Source organism: Limnohabitans sp. Rim8 (assembly GCF_945869175.1).
GTDB lineage: Bacteria > Pseudomonadota > Gammaproteobacteria > Burkholderiales > Burkholderiaceae_C > Limnohabitans_A.
In genome coordinates this window covers 1-18,116 of the sequence record NZ_CAMBNZ010000062.1, presented here as the reverse complement: position 1 = coordinate 18,116, position 18,116 = coordinate 1, and the positions used below count along the sequence as shown (strand labels likewise).

Below are 18,116 nucleotides of genomic sequence, written 5' to 3'. Positions count from 1 at the left end.
GGTGTCGGGCGCGGCCATCCGCATGGACGGGCAAGTGTCGGTGTTCGACAGCACCCAGACGCAGGCCCCTTGTTACGCCTGCATTTTCCCGCCCGAGCAAGCCCCCGAAGAAACCCGCTGCGCCACCATGGGGGTGTTTGCCCCATTGGTGGGCATCATCGGCTCAGTTCAAGCCGCCGAAGCCCTCAAAATCTTGAGCGGCATGGGCAGCCAGATGGCAGGACGATTGTTGATGCTCGATGGACGCGATCTGTCATGGACCGACATCCGCATGCAACGCAACCCGGATTGCCCGGTGTGCGCGGGGCGCCGCCTGGATTGATGTCATTCAATCAAAAGCCATGGCAAGTGCCATGGAATTTTCTGAATATGGGCGGCGACATGGCCGTCTCGGTGTCACCAAACAAACCCGTTTTTTGCTGTTGTGCCTGCCGCTGCAAACCCGCATAAGGGCCTTTGCCAGTGCGAAATTTGTAGGCCCAGGCCATGCCTGAGCGCACCATCTCGGCCCCCAGATCGACACCGTTCACCGACAAACGCCCAATCTGCCGCCCATAACTGTCTTGGCCCTGATCTTCCACTTGCACCGACTTGCGCAGCGCCAAGCCAATCAATGCATCGCGTGATGCACTCCCACCGGGCTGGCAGCTCTCGGGGGCGTCAATGCCTTGGATGCGCAATTTGACCGGTTCGTGCTGGCCTTCGCGCACCAGCAATACCGTGTCGCCATCCATGACCCAGCTGACCCATCCCGTCCAAGATTCGGCCGCTTGCACACCCCCAGGCAAGCACCAGAGCAAGGCGACCAGGCACTGGACGGGCCTGAGGTATCGGGAAAAATGACGCAAAGACATCAGGGTTTTCAGGGGGGGATTCAAGAAGCTCATTGTCGCCGAAGGCGCTACATTCAACAGACTATCGATTTCAATCCGCGCCACGCTTGGCCCGTCCTTAGGAGAACTTGATGAATGACATCCAACGCGCCTTCACTCGCCGCGCACTGAGCTTGGCGGTGCTCTCACTGACTGCGCTCTCGCCTGGCCTGCAGGCCCAAGACAAGCCACCGCTCAAAATCCTGGTGGGCTTTCCACCCGGCGGCTCGGCCGACGTTCTGGCCCGAATGGTGGCCGATGCGTTGCGCGACGATTTCGGCACCATCATGGTGGACAACAAACCCGGTGCGGGCGGGCGCATTGCGCTGAACATCGTCAAAGCCGCCAAGCCCGATGGCCAAACCGTGATCGTCTTGCCCAGCGGACCGATGGTGCTGTTCCCCCACGTTTACAAAAAGCTCGACTACGACGCGGTGAAAGATTTCACACCCGTCTCGCAAATCGCCCGTTTCCAGTTTGGTGTGGTCTCGGGCCCCGCCAGCAACGTGAAAAACGTGGCGGAGATGGTGTCCAAAGCCAAGACCGACCCCGGCTCGGCCAGTTACGGCACGCCCGGCGCGGGCACCTTGCCGCACTTCATGGGTGTGTTGATGGAGCAGTCGGCAGGCATCAGCCTGAACCATGTGCCCTTCCAGGGCGGTGCACCGGCCAACAACGCTTTGCTGGGTGGCCACATTGGCTACAAGTTTGACGTGGTCTCCGAAACCGCCGAAATGCACCGCGCAGGCAAAGTGCGCATCATTGCCGTGACCGGCAGCCAGCGTGATTCGCAAGTGCCGGAAGTGCCCACCCTCAAGGAGTCGGGCATCAACATGGAAGCCACAGCTTGGTTCGCGATGTACGGCCCCGCAGGCCTGAAAGGCGATGCCCTGGCCCGCTTGGAGAAAGCCATGATGAAGATCGCACGCGATCCGGCCATGAAAGACAAAATGATCAAATTGGGACTGGATCCCATTGGCTCGAACTCGGCAGATCTGGCGGCTGCGCAAAAAGTCGACCTGAACCGCTGGGAAAAACCCATCAAGGCCACGGGCGTTCAGCTGGATTGATGGCACACCACACGGAGATCACCATGCCCAATGTCATGAGACGCACTTGCTGGATGGCCAGCTTGGCCCTGCTGTGGGGAAGCACGGTTTGGGCCCAAGCCCCCTCTTGGCCGAACAAACCGGTCAAATTCGTCAACAGCTTTCCGCCGGGAGGCCCTTCAGACATTTTGGCCCGCGCGGTGGGCGATGTGCTGCAAAAGCAGTTCAACCAGCCCTTTGTGGTCGACAACAAACCCGGCGCTGCGGGCAATGTGGGGGCTGATTGGGTGGCCAAGTCGGCACCCGATGGCCACACTTTGTTGTGGGGCATCGACACGACCCACACCATCAACCCGCACATCTACAAGGTCATGCCCTTCAAGGACGCTGACCTCAAACCGCTGGTGGTGATCTCCAGTTCTGGCCTGCTCTTGGGAGTGCATCCCGGCACTGGCATCAAGACCGTCAAGGAATTCATGCAGGCAGCGCGCGAACGCAGCCTGAACTTCAGCTCTGGGGGCAACGGCTCACCTGGCCACCTGTGGGTCAACATGGCCAACGTCTCAGCCGCCACGAGACTGGTGCACATCCCTTACCGTGGCAACTCACCTGCTGTGATGGCCGTGGTCTCGGGTGAAGTCCAAGGCGGCACGCTGGCCACACCCGGCATGCTGCCCCAAGTCAAAGGCGGCAAAATCAACGCACTGGCCGTGACCAGCCAAAAGCGATCGCGCCTGGCCCCCGAAGTGCCCACCGTGACCGAAGCGGGCTTCAAAGACCTGGAAAGCGAAGTGCTCTACGTGGTCATGGCCCCGGGCAGCACGCCCGAGCCCCTGATGCAAACCATGGCCAAAGCCATCACCGACGCCTTGGCGCGCCCCGAGCTGCAAACCCGCCTGAACGACCTGGACATGGCCTACGAAGGCCTGAGTGGCAGCGCCGCAGTTGCACGGCTGAGCAAACTCTCTGACAACTATGGCCGCGTGATCCGCGCTACTGGCATGAAGGTCGATTGACCTCTTTCGCATGACCACCCCACAACGCCCCAACATCCTCTTCATCGTGGCCGACGACCTCGGCTTTGCAGACCTGGGCTGCTATGGCGGCCGCGATGCACAATTTGGCAAGGTCTCGCCCGTACTCGATCAGCTCGCCGCTGCGGGCCTCAAGTTCACGCAGGGTTATGCCAACTCGCCTGTGTGCTCGCCCACCCGCTTTGCGTTGATGACGGCCCGCTACCAGTACCGCCTGCGCGGCGGTGCGGACGAGCCCATCAACAGCAAGAGCAAAGGCAGCAAGGTGTTGGGCCTGCCACCCGAACACCCCACGCTGCCCTCCCTGCTCAAGGCCAGCGGCTACCGCACGGCGCTGATCGGCAAATGGCATTTGGGCTACCCGCCGCACTTCAGCCCCCTCAAGTCGGGTTACGAGGAATTTTTCGGCCCCATGTCGGGTGGGGTGGACTACTTCACCCACGCCAGCAACAACGGCATGCACGACTTGTACACCAACGAAGAAGAGAAGCACGAAGACGGCTACCTGACCGACTTGATCTCGCATAAAGCGGTGGATTTTGTCGAACGCATGGCGCCGGGTGCTGGACAAGGCACGCCTTTTTTCTTGAGCCTGCACTACACCGCGCCGCACTGGCCTTGGGAAACCCGCGAAGACCATGCGCTGGCCCAAGAGGTCAAGGACAACCTGTTCCACCTGCACGGCGGCAACATCCACACCTACCACCGCATGATCCACCACATGGACGAAGGCATTGGCTGGGTGGTCGACGCGCTCAAGAAAACGGGCCAACTCGACAACACCTTGATCGTCTTCACCAGCGACAACGGCGGCGAACGCTTCAGCGACAACTGGCCGTTGGTGGGCGGCAAGATGGACCTGACCGAAGGCGGCATCCGCGTGCCGTGGATCGCCCACTGGCCCGCCGTCATCGCGCCGGGCGGCACCTCCACCCAGCAATGCATGACCATGGACTGGTCGGCCACCCTGGTGGAATTGGCTGGCGCAACAGCCGATGCCTCGCTGCCTTTCGACGGCGTGTCGATGGCGCCTGTGCTGCGAGACGCCCAACACCAATTTGAGCGACCGCTGTATTGGCGCATGAACCACCGGGGCCAGCGCGCTCTGCGGATGGGCGACTACAAATACCTGCGGGTGGACGGCAACGACTACCTCTTCAACATCCCCGCGGACGAGCGCGAGCGTGCCAACCTCGCCCAGCGCGAACCCGAGCGCCTGAACACCATGCGCGCAGCGTGGGAGGCCTGGGATGCCACAGTGCCCGCCATCCCCGAAGACGCCACCGTCAGTCTGGGCTACTCGGTCAAAGACATGCCTCAGCGCTGAAGCCTGACCCGACTGGTCACTAAGATAGGGCATGCATCTGCAACGTTTTTTGACCTTTCGCCATTGGCCGCGCCTGTCGCACGAACTGGCACGTACCGAAGTGCTGGCCGGACTCACCGTGGCCCTGGTCATGGTGCCGCAGGCCGTGGCCTATGCGGGCTTGGCGGGCATGCCCCTGGTCACGGGCTTGTACGCCTGCTTGGTGCCCGCCTTGCTGGCGGTGTTGTTCGGCAGTGCCAACCGTTTGTCTGTGGGTCCTGCGGCATTGACCAGCGTGCTGATTGGCGCGTCGCTCACCGGCCTGGCCGAACCCGGCTCCCCCCAATGGGTGTCTTTGGCGGTTTGGCTCGCATTGTTGTCAGGGGGTATCCAGTTGTTGCTGGGCTTGGGCAGCTACGGATGGCTCATCAACTTGATCAGCTCACCGGTGATGATGGGCTTCACACAAGCCGCGTCACTGCTGATCATGGCCTCGCAAGTGCCCGCACTGCTGGGCATCCCTGCCTGGCGCTGGGACGTGCAAAGCTGGGGCACTTGGCTGGTGGGCTGGCCAGCCCTTTTTGGTTTGGGCAGCCTGGCGGCGCTCTTACTGCTGCGTCACTTCAAACCCCGCTGGCCGGGCATCATGCTGGTGATGGCAGCAACTTCGTTGCTGGGCTACGCCAGCGACTACACCCAACACGGTGCTGTCGTGGGCCTGCTGCCTTCGGGCCTGCCTGACTTGTATTGGCCCGTGTGGCCAAGCCTGGATGTACTCAACCAATTGTGGGTGCCGGCCATGGTGATTGCCCTGGTGAGCTTTTTGGAAACCGCCTCCAGCGCCCGCATCGAATGCCAGCGCGACGGCAAACGCTGGGACGACAGCACCGAACTTTTCAGCCAAGGGCTGGCCAAACTGGCCTCGGCCTTGTCGGGCAGCTTTCCGACCAGCACCTCGTTCTCGCGCTCAGCGCTCATGCTCTACGCGGGCGCCCGGACCGGCTGGGCGGTGGTGGCCTCGGTCGGCTTTGTACTGCTGGCACTGCTGCTGTTGATGCCCGCGTTGCAATATGTACCCCGCTCAGTCATGGCCGCTGCAGTGATCGTGGCGGTGCTCAATTTGTTTCAACCACATCAATTCATCAAGCTCTGGCGCATTGACCGCGCCGAGGCTGTCACAGCGGCTGTGACCTTTGCCATCACCTTGGCCACCGCACCGCGCATTTATTGGGGCGTCATGGCCGGTGTGCTGATGGGTTTGAGCCACTTTTTGCACACCCGGCTGCACCCCCGCATCATTGAGGTGGGTCTGCACCCCGACGGCAGCCTGCGTGATCGCCACCTGTGGCAACTGCCTCCGCTGGCAAAAAACCTTTACGCACTGCGGATGGACGCCGAACTCGACTTTGCAGCGGCCAGCAGTTTTGAGCGGGCCATCAGCGACCACTTGACGCTGCATCCCGATGTCCAGCATGTCTGCCTGTTCGCCCAACCCATCAACCGGGTCGATGCCACGGGGGTGGAGACCTTTGGCCAATTGCACCGTCAACTGACCAGCCGGGGCATCACCTTGCACATCAGCGGCATCAAATTACCGGTCGAAAACGCGTTGCGCCGTGCTGGCGAGCTGGGCGACGGACCTTGGCTCAAGCTGTACCGCACCGACGCTGAAGCCCTGAACGCACTCAAAGCGTTTGACCCGCCTCCAGACGACATGGGTACAGCGGCCATCTGAACGGCTTATCCGGGAATTTTGGCCTCGACCAACAGCGCCAGCAATTGGAGCGACCCTTGCCAGCCCAGGCAGCAGGCCTCAGGCGGAAACATGTCCGGAATACCCGCCTGCTCAATGTTCACCTCGGTGCCAACCATCACAGTCTTGAAGATGACCGTGGTCGCCATTTGACCGGGCAAGTTCGGATCATCGAAGGTGTCGGTGTGGCTCAAGCGCTCACCCTTGACCAGTTCCAAAAAGGTGCTGCCAAAACTGTGGCTCTGGCCATTGCCCAAGTTTGTGAACGACATGCGGTAACTGCCGCCCACACGGGGGTCCATCTCTTGCACACGCTCAGGCCAAAGTTTTCTCAAACTCGGTCAATCGCTTGTAAATCGAGCGCAATTCGGTGATGTCGGTCCAGCGCTCAATCAGGTATGAAAAAGCCTCGTTCACTTTGCCAAAGGCATTGCTCACTTGCTGGATCACGCCCAACGTGATCAAGCCCGTGAACAGTGACGGCCCCATCAGCAGGTACGGGAAAATCACCATGGTCTGGCTGTAAAAATTGCTCCACAAGTGAAAGTACGCGTAGTGGTTGAACAGCCGGAAGTTGTTCAAGCGCACCCCCGTGAACAAGTTCATGACGGTGGGCAAGTCCATGCGGCTGCGGTCGTCTTCGGCATACACCAGGTCCTTGCGCAAGGCCGCTTCGGTTTTTTGGTTGTTGTACTCCAGCCCTGGCAAGCGAATGCCCACAAACCAAGACAGCACCGTGCCACCTACTGCGGCGGTCAAGGCCACCCAAAACAGCGAGCCCTCGAACTGCAGCCAAGCAATGGCCATACCTTGGGACAGTGCCCACAAAATCGGAATGAAGGAGGCCAAGGTGAGCAAGGCACGCACCAGCCCCAACCCCAAGTTCTCGGTTTGGCGGGCAAAGCGCATGCAATCTTCCTGAATGCGCTGCGAAGCCCCTTCCACGGTTTCGTCGGTGTTTTGCCAGCGGGGCAGGTACAACTCCGTCATGGCCTGGCGCCAACGGAAGGCGTAGTGCGAAGCCAGGTAAGTTTCCACACTGCGCAGCACCATGTAGGGAAACGCAATCCAGGCAAACTGAACCATGAAGCCCCAGAACTTCTCCAGCCCACCCGCCTGCTCGGGCTTTTGCAACAAATCGTAAAACTCGCCGTACCAGCTGTTGAGCTTGACGGTCTGCTGCACGGTGATGAACACCAGCGCCACCAACACCAACAACCCTCCCCAGGCCCACAGGGCCCAACGGCGCGAGAGAAAAAAACTGTGGAACATCAAGCTGCCTTATCGTGAGGGTGGTGCGTCAAGGATTGACGCTGTCCACGGTCTCGGTCTTGAAATCTGCTGGCAGCACCACTTCGAGCAACTCCACGTCGTCGCTGTGTCCCAACTCTCGGTGGCGAATGCCAGGCGGCTGGTGCACACACGAGCCCGCCTCCATGCGCACGACGCCTTGCCCCTCGTATTCAAACTCGATCCAGCCCTTGAGCACATAAACGAATTGGAATTCGGTGTGGTGCAAGTGCGGTTGGCTTGAAAACTCTTTTCCGCCAGCGGCGCGAATGACGCTGGCCGTGACCCGCCCTTGGGTGGCCTGCTTCATTCCCAAATCACGGTATTCAAAAAACGCCCGAAGGCCGCGCTCGAACTGGGCATCCTTGGCGTGGGTCACCACAAAACCTGCTGTTGTCATGGGCATCTCCTTGAGGTCACTGCATTCGGTTGTACGAGGACAATCATCGTAAGGCCAACTAGGGAGAGATGCTGTCACCCACCAACATGGCCACTTTCAGCTGCTTAATGGATAGCTGGAGTGCAAGACGATTGGCCTGCTCTGGAGACTTTCATGGCTTCAAAGTCAAGTGGTAGGTATAGAATTTTTGATCACGCGCCCAGCCCATGGACTCGTACAAAGCTTGCGCTGGCACGTTCTTCACATCTGTGTTCAAAGACAAGCGCACTGCGCCCATTTGAACCGCATGGTCAGAAGCTGCTTTCAACAATCGCTCGCCAACACCCATTCTCCGTGCGGATGGCGCAACATATAAATCGTTGAGCACATAAACCCGCGCCATCGACACGGACGAAAAACTCGGGTACAGCTGCGTAAAGCCCACAGCTTGCCCTCGTGACTCGGCCAACAGAATGACCGATTGCCCGTGCTCAACGCGTGCCCGCAGAAAGTTCCGAGCGCCCACCAGATCACTGACCTGGTCATAAAACTGTCGATAGCCATCGAACAAGCCAGCCACAACATCCAGATCAGCCAGCACGGTTTGACGAATGGTGATCGAATTCATGGGTTCTCCTGTTTTTCGGGTTGGACCTTGTAGGCTCGCATGCCCGAGACCACATGCGAAGCCTCGGTAGATTCTTCAGGGTAAAAGCGGTAGCTGGGCGCCACGATGGCGGAAACGGATGTCACATGAACCACCAACACGCTTTGGATGGTGAAGCGCTTCCCCACCATGGCCAGCAATGGCTTGGCCCAGGTCGCAAATTCGGTATTGCCTGCACGCACCTCGCGGGCTCTGCCCAAAAGCTTGAAGCCCTTTTGCACAAACACATCGACAAAGCTCAAACACACATGCGAGTAATGCGCGATATTGCGAGCGCTCACAGGCGAAGCAATGTGCGCCACCACCACATGCTGGTCGTTGGCAATCGCCCAGACTTCTTTCGGCGACACGTTGGGTTGACCCTTGGCATCCACCGTAGCCAGCCAGCACAGCACGCTGCGGCGGGCAGTTTCCCGGGTGGCGTCCGTCAAAAGCGCCTGTTCAGGACTCATGCCCCGTTCCGTTTCCCTGCGGTGGCCGCCATGTTTATAAATCCTTAGTTATGCAGCCGCGCTCGCTGCGGATTGCAATACCTCGGACGCCCACTGATTCAAGCTCTTCCCTGCGGCTTGTGCCGCCACCAAGGCGGCGCCATGGGTTTCAGGCGGTACGCGCAACATGAGTTTGCCTGAGGCTGGTTTCTCAGGTGCAATGCCTTGGGCCTTGCAGTCTTCCAAAAAATCATCAATCGCCACTTCAAATTCATGCCGAAGCTCTGACACGGTTTCGCCGTGAAAACTGATGATGCAGCGCAGGCCCAAAACACGGCCCACAAAAATGTTGTCCCGCTCATCAAACTCGATGCGGGCCAAATAGTTCTTGTACGTCATGGTGTTCATGGGTGGACTCCGATTCTTTCTAACAGCTCGCGTACTTCTTCCACTTGATAGCGCTTGGCCTCTTTGCCTGGATGCGGGCGATGACAACGCCATTGATCATCTTTGAGGGTGATCTTGACGCGAGAACCTTCACGTTCATGCACCACACCACCCAAGGCCACCAGCAGCGATTCAATGTCTGCAAAAACCAGCGTGGCCAAAGTGGGTTTGGCAAATACGGCGCTCAAGGTTTTTCGGTGCTTTGTACGGACATGAGGAATGCTATCAAAAAGTGCAATCATGTCAACACCCATAATTAATGAATATTTTTATATTCATTAATTATGCACCGGTCATTGGACAGAGGCTTTCAAATCGACTTTGACATGAACCCGCATTCGTTCAGGGACGACCTTGCGCTGAACACCATGCTGATTGGCACCGCTTTCAAGCGGTGACGATCCACCCCTCCAGCGGATCACAAGGCGGTAAGCCGTGTTGCGGGTGTCCCGCTTCGTGCTGCTGCTGCGCCCAGGCCGCTTGCATCAGGCATAAAGTCGCGTCCAACGCGTCACCGCTAGCGTCGTCGGCTAACCGACCCATGAGCGTGTTGCTGGCCACCAAACGCAGACCCAGCCGCGTCTCTCCCCGCTCAAGAGCGCCCAGCAATTCGCGCCGGGCCAGCAAGCGCTCCGGCGTTTGTTTGGCTTTGTCGTCGCTTTTATAGCTGGTGTTGCCCAAGACCTCGCGTGCGAGCAGGCCGGGGTAGGCCTCCAGCGCCACGCGGCGGGGGTCGCCTGCGTGCAAGCCGGGGAGGTGCACACCCGCTAGGCGCAACAGGGGCACGCCGGCGTGCAGCATGTAAGCCACGGGCGGGTTGACCCATTTCATGGACGGGCTGGAGCCTGCGGGTTGATCGGTGGCACGGTGCGCAAATTTGCCACCCACAGGGCGGGCGTTGGAAAAGGCCGCAAACTGATCACGAATTTGCGCACGCTCCAAGGCGCAGTAATGGTCCATGCAAGCGGCCCAGTCTGTGGGCCAGCCCAGGGTTTCGACCAACTCGCGCGGCAGTCCGAAAGGCAAATCAAAACCCCCCACCCAGTCGGCGGGTTGCGCCAGCCAGTCGCCAAACGCCCTCAGGTTTTCAAAGGTCTGCAGCGCCTGCAGCTTCACCCTGCCCTGCCGGGTGTGGCCCAAAGCCAGCACGACGGGCTTGCGTTTGGAGGGGCTGCTGGAAAAGTCGCAGCCAATGAGCTGCATGGTTTCAGGCGCGACCAATGATGGACGCGGTGGCCATCAACTCTTCCAGCAGCGCGAGTGAAACTTTGCCCGACACGTTGTAGGGGTCCAGTTCGGCACGCTCGGAGTATTTGAGCAGGATATTGGTGTTGACCCGTGATGCATCGACTTGGCCCATGGTCCAACCACCGAAGCGGCGTTCGCTGATTTCTTCGTAGTGCAGCAACACCACGTCCTTGTGACGAGCATCTTTCTGAATATGGCCATACAACTCGCTCACGGCGTTGCGCCCACCTTCAATGGCTTGCAAAAAGATGCCACCACCGTAGCAAAGAATGCCGGTGATGCCGCTGCTCGGATTGAACTGTCGCGATTGGGCCAAGATGGCATTGATGGTCTCAGAACTCGAATCCACGACACGGCTGGCGTAAAGCAGGCGCACTAACATGGTTTATTTCCTTCCGGGGATCAGGGCCAAAAATTCACGGCGCAAGTTGGGATCTTTGAGGAAAGCACCGCGCATGACCGAGTTGATCATCTTGCTGTCCATGTCCTTCACCCCACGCCAGCCCATGCAGTAGTGGCTAGCCTCCATGACAATCGCCAGACCGTCGGGCTGGGTTTTGCGCTGGATCAGATCGGCCAATTGCACCACGGCTTCTTCCTGGATCTGAGGTCGGCCCATGATCCATTCGGCCAAACGGGCGTATTTGGACAAGCCAATCACGTTGGTGTGCTCATTGGGCAAGACACCGATCCAGATCTTCCCGATGACGGGACAAAAGTGGTGGCTGCAAGCGCTGCGCACGGTTATGGGTCCGACGATCATCAGTTCGTTCAGGTGCTCAGCATTGGGGAATTCGGTGATCTCAGGGGCTTCCACGTAGCGGCCCTTGAACACTTCCTTGAGGTACATCTTGGCCACACGGCGGGCCGTATCACCTGTGTTGTGGTCATTGACCGTATCGATGACCAAGCTGTCGAGCACGCCCGCCATTTTGTCGGTGACTTCATCGAGCAGTTTGTCGAGTTCGCCAGGCTCAATGAACTCTGCAATGTTGTCATTCGCGTGAAAGCGTTTACGGGATGCGTGGATGCGCTCGCGGATTTTTACCGAAACGGGTACGCCGTCATCTTCGGGCGTGGCGGCAGAAGCAGTCATGGCGTCTGGGGCTTTCATTAACATGAGATTGATCGTAACAGCGATTGAGCACCCTCCAGCGGCTGGGCCTTATCGTCCACCCTAAGCGAGGGAAATCGTCTTATCAGTAGCGTTTGCCCGTCAAAAACAAGGCCAAACGCATCAAAGCAAATGCCACCCCATCTCTGAGCCTTTGGTGCCAAGGCCGCTGGGTGTAAATCGAAGCCACCACGGGGGTGCTCTGCTGCGCGATGGCCCATTGCAAGCGCTGGTGCAACTGCTGTGCAAAAGCTTTGTCGGCCACCACCACGTTGGCTTCTCGGGCCAACAGCAAACTGAGCGGATCCAAGTTAGATGAGCCCACCGTGGCCCAAGGGCGGTCGTTGTCCGGGTCGACCACGGCCACCTTGGCGTGCAAGAAGCTGGCGGTGTATTCATGAATCTCCACACCTGCCGCCAACAGCGCACCATAAACCGGACGGGCAGCATGGTATTGCATGAAATATTCATACCGCCCTTGCAACAACAAGCGCACCCGAACCCCCCGCTGCGCGGCATGCACCAAGGCTTTGCGAAGGCGTCGGCCGGGCAAAAAATAGGCGCTGGCGATCACGATCTCATGCCGGGCAGCGCCAATGGCCTTCAGGTAAGCCCGCTCGATCTGACTTCGGTTCAAAACGTTGTCGCGCAACAACAATCCTGCCTTGGAGACGCCGTGGGGGTCCAAGGCGTTGGCGTCTTCATGTGTCCAGGACGCATGTGAGCCCGCCGCTCGAAAGGAGCTGAATGCCTCGGGAAATTCTTGTTGCCGGACATGCCGAGCCGCCTGCAGCCGCCACCACAGTTGCACCATAGATTCCTGCACTTGCTGCACCAAAGCACCCCGTGCACACACAGCAAAATCCAAGCGAGGCAGCGCCAACGTGCCATGGTGTGGGTCATACCAGTCGTCCAGTATGTTGATGCCGCCGCAAAAAGCCAAATGTCCGTCAACCACGCAAAGTTTGCGGTGCAAACGTCGCCAGCGGCTGGGGATCAGCAAGCCGAAGGTTCCCAATGGCGAATACACGCGCCAGTCCACCCCGGCGCGCTCAAAACGCTCGCGCCATTGTGCAGGCAGTTTGGGTGTACCCACTCCATCCACCACCACCCACACACGCAGCCCTCGCAAAGCGGCCCGCTCCAGCGCTTCGGCCACCGAGGCGGCGGCACCATGGAAATCAAAAATATAGGTTTCAATGTGCACCTGCGAGCGGGCTTGGTCCACTGCAGCGACCAGCGCCTCAAAATAAGCTTGACCACCCTCTATCAAGCGGACTTGGTGACCGTCTCGCAAAGGCGGGCTGTGTCGCATGCTCAGTCCACCCAGGCGAACTCGGCGACCAAAGGCAGATGGTCGGACATGCGTTGCCAAATCCGTCCCGTAGGCGCCATGGCGTGCACCGGGGTCAGGCCCCGGGCATAGACATGGTCCAGTTGGTTCAACGGCAAACGCGACGGGTAGGTCGGTGTCGGCTGCTCACGCCATTCCCGAAATCCCGCGCCTGCCATCCGCCGCCCCAAACCCGTGCCCCAATCGTTAAAGTCGCCCGCCACCAAAACCGGGGCCGCTGCCGGAATAGCCTGATCGATGAAGGCCAGCAACTGCACCACCTGTCGCATGCGGCTGGCGGGCACCAGCCCCAAGTGCACCACGATCACATGCACCACACGGTCCACCACCTGCACCGTGCTGTGCAGCAAACCGCGCTGCTCAAAGCGATGGTCCGACATGTCTTGGTGCTGGTGCGACAGCACGGGCCAGCGCGACAACAAGGCGTTGCCATGCTCGCCATGACGGGTGATGGCATTGGTGCGGTAAATCGCCTCGTAACCTTCGGGGGCCAAATACTCGGCCTGAGGCTGGCTGGGCCAATGCGGAAAATAACGCGCTTCACCCCGGTGCATTCGGCGCACCTCTTGCAAGCACACGATGTCGGCATCGAGTTGCTCCACTGCATGCCCCAGGTTGTGAATTTCCAATCGCCTGGCTGGCCCCAAACCCTGAACACCCTTGTGGATGTTGTAGGTGGCCACACGCAAGATGGGGTGCTCGTCTCTTTGGGGCATGTTCAGACAAGGGGTTTGAACAAGCGCGGCAGCATCAAAATGGCTTCGGCATTGGATGGGGAAAAACACTGGTCAGCGGCCACCTGCCAAGGCTGCCATTGCCACTCAGTGTGCTCGGCAGGGCTCAGGGTGATTGGCAACTTCTCAGGCACGCGCAAACCAAACAGGCGCTCGGTGTTGCGGCTCACCTCGGGGTGATAGCGCCAACGCCAGGCCGGGTAAATGTCGTATTGGTTTTCCAGCTCCCAGTCGTGCAAGCAGCAGCCCGGCTGTTGTGCGTCGATGCCGGTCTCTTCCCGCACCTCTCGGATGGCGGTTTCAAGCCATGTTTCAGCCGGATGGTCTTTGCTGCCCGTGACCGACTGCCAAGTGCCCGAATCCGTTCGGCGTAGGAGAAGCACCTCTTTGGCAGGCGTGTGGATGACCACCAGAACCGATTCCGGAATTTTGTAAACCACAGGGTCAGACATGGGCTTTGCTTCTCCGTGGGACCAATACCACTCACAGCCATTGTAGTCAGCGCCTAGAGGGCATTCATCCTCTGCATCACCCGCTGCTGATAGCATCGAAGCCATGTCGATTTCCACCCTACGCCCACAGACAGAAACGTTCAATCCCCTGATGGAAGTCAGGGGTTTGAACGGTGGTCCAGACTCGCTTTTAATCTTCAAAGACATGGATCTGCGCCTGCCGGCGGGCTTGTCCGCACTGCTGGGCGATGAAGGCTCGGGAAAAACCAGCCTTTTGCGTTTGTTGTCGGGCGATTTGGTCGCCAAGTCCGGTGAACTTCGCGTGCTGGGCGTTGATGTGCCTTTGTCAACGCCAACGCCAAGCTGGGTCTTTTGGACAGACTTGCGCTTGCCCATGAGCGATGAATCCACCCCCGGTCAATGCTGGGAAGCTTTTGCCAAAAACTGGCCCACATGGTCAGAGGCCAGCCAAAATGCTTTGGCCAAGGCTTTGCAATTGACACCCCATTTGGACAAGCGGCTGAACATGCTGTCCACCGGCAGCCGCCGCAAAGTAGGTTTGGTGGCTGCTTTGGCCTCGGGGGCCAAGGTCACATTGCTGGATCAACCGTTTGTCTCACTCGACCAGGCGTCCATCCGCGTCTTCAAAGAAATTTTGACGAACCTTGGCCGGGACCCACAAAGGGCCTACTTGATTGCTGACTACGAAAAACCAGCTGACATGCCTTTGGCCGCCGTATTGGCACTTCAAGCTCAAGAAGCATGCCGTCCTGACGATATGGGTTGAATGCCGCATTCCTTTTTCATTCGTCTGCGTTGGGCATGGGCCTTGCCACTCGCTTTTTTAACTGGACAAGGCATGGCCCTGGGCCAGACCACCTTCAGCCCCCAAGCTGCCCCAACGGCGGCGGCAGAACGTTGCTTGGTCCCTGCGGCGCAACGCCATGGTGTGAACCCGCAAATATTGCGCGCCATCTTGTGGGTTGAATCCGGCATGCGTGCCGATGTGGTGAACCACAACCGAAACGGCACCATGGACGTGGGCATGGCACAAATCAACTCGATCCACTTTCCAGAATTGGCCCAATGGGGCATTACCCCCCATAAATTGCTGGACCCTTGCGTGGCCACCCATGTGGCGGCTTGGCACCTCAAGCGCAGCTTGCTGCGGCATGGCAACACCTGGTTCGGGGTGGCCGCTTACCATTCAACCACACCCGAACACAATTTGCGTTACCAACAATTGGTGCAAAGGGCATTGGTTCGCACCCAGCCCAAGCGCTGACGCGCAGGACAAGCGTGTCCTCAAACGCCGCTTTGACACCCTTGGCCGTCGCCAAAGACCATCATTTACAACAAGTAGCGTCTTGTTGTGGCATTTCAGGGCCGATGTAGCGGGCCTTGAGGCTCGAGTCGCGGTGCGACAGTTTGAACCACTCGCGTGCAAACACCTCGCTGAAGTAGGCCGGGTCTTTGTCAAAGCGCTCTGAAATTTCGCGGTACTCAAGGGTCCATCTTCAGGGCCATGTCGGCGTCGGTCATCATGGGTTGCACGCGAATGAAAGAATCTTCCACATCCACCGGCATGTCTTCAGCTTGAATGTGGATGGCTTGCCATTGCGAGGCCCCTGCAGAGCTGCGCGTGAATTCCCATTCGTACTTGAGCAGCATGCGGATATAACCGTTGTCCCATTGGTGGGGTGCATGGTCCATGCGCCTTCAAGGCCGCTGGACACGGTGTTGCGGCCCATCGCGCGGGTGGTGTGGTTGAGCCAGCCCAAGCCTTGGCATCGCTTCAGTTTACGAAGGCTGTGGGCTGAATGGGGATGTATTTGTCGCTGGTCTTGGGGCACGGTGTCCCAGCACACACAACACAACTGGCGCCCACAGGCCAAGTCCTATGGACAGTGGGGACACACAAAAAACCACATTTGTGTTCTATGCCCCATAATGCGTGCGTGTACGTCATGAAAAACGGCACAAGTCAGGTGATCGGTCAGTTTCGCGCGCTACGGCGGCAGTTTTCAGTTTGTTGTGCTTTCGGGACCCCATCGCTTTGTTTTTTTGTATTTCTGAGGAGTCCTCCATGGGCAATAAACTTTACGTCGGCAACTTGCCGTACACCGTTCGCGACGAAGACCTGCAGCAGGCATTCGGCGAATTCGGCGCCATCACCAGCGCCAAAGTCATGATGGAACGCGACACAGGTCGTTCTAAAGGTTTCGGCTTTGTCGAAATGGGCAGCGATGCCGAAGCGCAAGCCGCTATTGCTGGCATGAACGGCCAGTCTTTGGGTGGCCGCAGCATCACCGTGAACGAAGCCCGTCCGATGGAGGCACGTCCTCCTCGCACCGGTGGTTTCGGTGGTGGTGGCGGTTACGGCGGTGGCGGTGGCGGTGATCGCTCCGGCGGTGGCGGCTACGGTGGTGGTGGCGGCCGTTCCGGCGGTGGTGGCGGCTACGGTGGTGGTGGCGATCGCTCCGGCGGTGGCGGCTACGGTGGTGGTGGTGGTGGCGGCCGCGGCGGCTACTGAGCCCTGCAAACCCCGCGAACGGCAGAGATGCCGTTCAAAAAATCTTTGGCGCAGCTTGATGCGGTGCCAGGCATTCAAGGCTTCAAGACTTCGGTTTTGAAGCCTTTTTTGTGGGCTGAGGCTCGATTGCGCTTTGGCTCAAACTGGCCCATGACAAACGCCACCCGAAGGTGGCGTTTGTCATGGGCAAAACCAGTGGGGTTTAAGCGGCCTTGACGGCATCCAGATTGCGCAAACGGATGTGCAGTTCGCGCAATTGTTTTTCGTCCACAGGGCTAGGAGCCTGGGTGAGCAAACACTGGGCACGTTGGGTTTTGGGGAAGGCAATCACGTCGCGGATGGATTCGGCACCGGTCATGAGCGTCACGATGCGGTCCAGGCCAAAAGCCAAACCGCCGTGTGGTGGCGCCCCGTATTGCAGAGCGTCCAGCAAGAAGCCAAACTTCAACTGGGCTTCTTCGGGCGTGATTTTCAAGGCATCAAACACTTTTTGCTGCACGTCAGCGCGGTGGATACGCACCGAGCCACCGCCCATTTCCCAGCCGTTCAACACCATGTCATAACCCTTGGAGATGCACTTCTCGGGAGCCGTGACCATCCAATCTTCATGGCCGTCTTTGGGCGCAGTGAAAGGGTGGTGCACAGCGGAGTAACGCTGGTTCTCGTCGTCGTATTCGAACATCGGGAAGTCCACCACCCACATCGGCGCCCAGCGGTCCTCGAACAAACCATTCTTCTTGCCGAACTCGCTGTGGCCGATCTTGATGCGCAAAGCGCCAATCGCGTCATTGACGATTTTTTCCTTGTCGGCGCCGAAGAAGATCAAGTCGCCGTTTTGCGCACCCGAGCGCTCCAAAACCGCATTCAATGCTGCGTCGTGGATGTTCTTGACAATGGGCGACTGCAAACCGTCACGGCCTTTGGACAGGTCGTTGACGCGGATGTAGGCCAGGCCCTTGGCGCCGTAGATCTTGACGAACTCGGTGTACGCGTCGATCTCGCCACGGCTGATGCCACCGCCTTCGACCGAGCCACCTGGCACGCGCAGGGCCACCACGCGACCGCCCTTAATGTTGGCCGCACCCGAGAACACTTTGAAGTCCACATCGCCCATGACGTCGGTGACTTCGGTGAACTGCAGTTTCACACGCAGGTCGGGCTTGTCGGAGCCGTAGGTGTGCATGGCGTCCTGGTAGGTCATGACCGGGAACTCGCCAAGGTCTACACCGATGGTTTTGGTGAACACGCGCTTGATCATGCCCTGGAACATGTCGCGGATTTCTTCTTCGGTCAGGAAGGAGGTTTCGCTATCGATCTGGGTGAATTCGGGCTGGCGGTCAGCGCGCAGGTCTTCGTCACGGAAGCACTTGGTGATTTGGTAATAACGGTCGTAGCCCGCAACCATGAGCAGCTGCTTGAACAGCTGGGGCGACTGGGGCAAGGCAAAGAACTG

At 59.0% G+C, this 18,116-nt stretch carries 24 protein-coding genes; 8 read left to right on the top strand and 16 right to left on the bottom strand.

Annotated elements, in window-relative coordinates; genetic code table 11:
* Positions 1 to 322: ThiF family adenylyltransferase (locus tag Q0O19_RS10085; protein WP_295522590.1), on the top strand; the 322-nt coding region annotated here is incomplete at its 5' end.
* A 10-nt stretch (positions 323 to 332) separates the two neighbouring features.
* Here the strand turns inward: Q0O19_RS10085 and Q0O19_RS10080 are convergent.
* Positions 333 to 854 (bottom strand): thermonuclease family protein, encoded by a 522-nt coding sequence (locus Q0O19_RS10080; protein WP_295522588.1) that lies wholly within the window; start codon positions 852 to 854, stop codon positions 333 to 335.
* Between the two features lie 110 nt (positions 855 to 964).
* Between Q0O19_RS10080 and Q0O19_RS10075 the strand changes: the two genes are divergently transcribed.
* Genes Q0O19_RS10075 through Q0O19_RS10060 form a run of 4 tightly spaced genes read left to right on the top strand, consistent with a single transcriptional unit; the run spans position 965 to position 5,996 of the window.
* On the top strand, positions 965 to 1,942 hold the full coding sequence (locus Q0O19_RS10075; RefSeq protein WP_295522586.1) for a tripartite tricarboxylate transporter substrate-binding protein: 978 nt from the start codon (positions 965 to 967) through the stop codon (positions 1,940 to 1,942).
* 23 nt (positions 1,943 to 1,965) lie between these two features.
* Complete coding sequence (locus Q0O19_RS10070) at positions 1,966 to 2,937, top strand: tripartite tricarboxylate transporter substrate binding protein (RefSeq protein WP_295522584.1); 972 nt, start codon at positions 1,966 to 1,968, stop codon at positions 2,935 to 2,937.
* Positions 2,938 to 2,947: 10 nt separating this feature from the next.
* Positions 2,948 to 4,282: a sulfatase-like hydrolase/transferase gene (locus Q0O19_RS10065; protein ID WP_295522582.1), complete on the top strand. Its 1,335-nt coding sequence runs from the start codon at positions 2,948 to 2,950 to the stop codon at positions 4,280 to 4,282.
* Between the two features lie 31 nt (positions 4,283 to 4,313).
* On the top strand, positions 4,314 to 5,996 hold the full coding sequence (locus tag Q0O19_RS10060; protein ID WP_295522580.1) for a SulP family inorganic anion transporter: 1,683 nt from the start codon (positions 4,314 to 4,316) through the stop codon (positions 5,994 to 5,996).
* Positions 5,997 to 6,001: 5 nt separating this feature from the next.
* On the opposite strand, the gene Q0O19_RS10055 is transcribed toward Q0O19_RS10060, so the two are convergent.
* The 13 genes from Q0O19_RS10055 to nudB form a co-directional block, all read right to left on the bottom strand.
* A complete protein-coding gene (locus Q0O19_RS10055; protein ID WP_366939065.1) occupies positions 6,002 to 6,349 on the bottom strand; it encodes an SRPBCC domain-containing protein in 348 nt (115 codons plus the stop codon).
* On the bottom strand, positions 6,330 to 7,286 hold the full coding sequence (locus Q0O19_RS10050) for a putative transporter (RefSeq protein ID WP_295522578.1): 957 nt from the start codon (positions 7,284 to 7,286) through the stop codon (positions 6,330 to 6,332). The genes Q0O19_RS10055 and Q0O19_RS10050 overlap by 20 nt, the downstream gene beginning before the upstream one ends.
* A 28-nt stretch (positions 7,287 to 7,314) precedes the next feature.
* Positions 7,315 to 7,704 (bottom strand): cupin domain-containing protein, encoded by a 390-nt coding sequence (locus Q0O19_RS10045; protein WP_295522576.1) that lies wholly within the window; start codon positions 7,702 to 7,704, stop codon positions 7,315 to 7,317.
* 151 nt (positions 7,705 to 7,855) lie between these two features.
* Positions 7,856 to 8,311, bottom strand: a complete 456-nt coding sequence (locus tag Q0O19_RS10040; protein ID WP_295522574.1) for a GNAT family N-acetyltransferase — start codon at positions 8,309 to 8,311, stop codon at positions 7,856 to 7,858.
* Positions 8,308 to 8,802 carry a pyridoxamine 5'-phosphate oxidase family protein gene (locus Q0O19_RS10035; RefSeq protein ID WP_295522572.1) on the bottom strand — a complete coding sequence of 165 codons (495 nt, stop codon included), beginning with the start codon at positions 8,800 to 8,802 and terminating at the stop codon, positions 8,308 to 8,310. Before Q0O19_RS10035 ends, Q0O19_RS10040 begins: the two co-directional genes overlap by 4 nt.
* A 48-nt stretch (positions 8,803 to 8,850) precedes the next feature.
* Positions 8,851 to 9,189, bottom strand: a complete 339-nt coding sequence (locus Q0O19_RS10030; protein ID WP_295522570.1) for a type II toxin-antitoxin system HicB family antitoxin — start codon at positions 9,187 to 9,189, stop codon at positions 8,851 to 8,853.
* A complete protein-coding gene (locus Q0O19_RS10025; RefSeq protein ID WP_295522567.1) occupies positions 9,186 to 9,470 on the bottom strand; it encodes a type II toxin-antitoxin system HicA family toxin in 285 nt (94 codons plus the stop codon). Before Q0O19_RS10025 ends, Q0O19_RS10030 begins: the two co-directional genes overlap by 4 nt.
* Before the next feature lie 145 nt (positions 9,471 to 9,615).
* Positions 9,616 to 10,431, bottom strand: a complete 816-nt coding sequence (locus tag Q0O19_RS10020; protein WP_295522565.1) for a DUF429 domain-containing protein — start codon at positions 10,429 to 10,431, stop codon at positions 9,616 to 9,618.
* Between the two features lie 4 nt (positions 10,432 to 10,435).
* The gene (locus tag Q0O19_RS10015) at positions 10,436 to 10,858 is read right to left on the bottom strand and encodes a BLUF domain-containing protein (RefSeq protein WP_295522563.1); all 423 of its coding nucleotides are present in this window, start codon (positions 10,856 to 10,858) and stop codon (positions 10,436 to 10,438) included.
* Positions 10,859 to 10,861: 3 nt separating this feature from the next.
* Complete coding sequence (folE, locus tag Q0O19_RS10010; RefSeq protein WP_295522592.1) at positions 10,862 to 11,590, bottom strand: GTP cyclohydrolase I; 729 nt, start codon at positions 11,588 to 11,590, stop codon at positions 10,862 to 10,864.
* Positions 11,591 to 11,675: 85 nt separating this feature from the next.
* Complete coding sequence (gene clsB / locus Q0O19_RS10005) at positions 11,676 to 12,905, bottom strand: cardiolipin synthase ClsB (RefSeq protein ID WP_295522561.1); 1,230 nt, start codon at positions 12,903 to 12,905, stop codon at positions 11,676 to 11,678.
* A gap of 2 nt (positions 12,906 to 12,907) precedes the next feature.
* Complete coding sequence (locus tag Q0O19_RS10000; RefSeq protein ID WP_295522559.1) at positions 12,908 to 13,660, bottom strand: endonuclease/exonuclease/phosphatase family protein; 753 nt, start codon at positions 13,658 to 13,660, stop codon at positions 12,908 to 12,910.
* Between the two features lie 2 nt (positions 13,661 to 13,662).
* A complete protein-coding gene (nudB, locus tag Q0O19_RS09995) occupies positions 13,663 to 14,130 on the bottom strand; it encodes a dihydroneopterin triphosphate diphosphatase (RefSeq protein ID WP_295522557.1) in 468 nt (155 codons plus the stop codon).
* A gap of 205 nt (positions 14,131 to 14,335) precedes the next feature.
* Between nudB and Q0O19_RS09990 the strand changes: the two genes are divergently transcribed.
* Positions 14,336 to 14,917, top strand: a complete 582-nt coding sequence (locus Q0O19_RS09990) for an ATP-binding cassette domain-containing protein (protein WP_295522556.1) — start codon at positions 14,336 to 14,338, stop codon at positions 14,915 to 14,917.
* A gap of 72 nt (positions 14,918 to 14,989) precedes the next feature.
* A complete protein-coding gene (locus tag Q0O19_RS09985; RefSeq protein WP_295522554.1) occupies positions 14,990 to 15,415 on the top strand; it encodes a lytic transglycosylase domain-containing protein in 426 nt (141 codons plus the stop codon).
* A gap of 218 nt (positions 15,416 to 15,633) precedes the next feature.
* Here Q0O19_RS09985 and Q0O19_RS09980 read toward each other — a convergent pair whose 3' ends face one another.
* Entirely contained in the window at positions 15,634 to 15,843 is a 210-nt protein-coding gene (locus Q0O19_RS09980; RefSeq protein ID WP_295522552.1) for a hypothetical protein, read from the bottom strand.
* Positions 15,844 to 16,216: 373 nt separating this feature from the next.
* Here Q0O19_RS09980 and Q0O19_RS09975 point away from each other — a divergent pair, with 373 nt between their 5' ends.
* Complete coding sequence (locus Q0O19_RS09975; RefSeq protein WP_295522550.1) at positions 16,217 to 16,663, top strand: RNA-binding protein; 447 nt, start codon at positions 16,217 to 16,219, stop codon at positions 16,661 to 16,663.
* A 202-nt stretch (positions 16,664 to 16,865) separates the two neighbouring features.
* Here Q0O19_RS09975 and aspS read toward each other — a convergent pair.
* A partial coding sequence (aspS, locus tag Q0O19_RS09970; RefSeq protein WP_295522548.1) for an aspartate--tRNA ligase occupies positions 16,866 to 18,116 on the bottom strand: 1,251 nt, incomplete at its 5' end.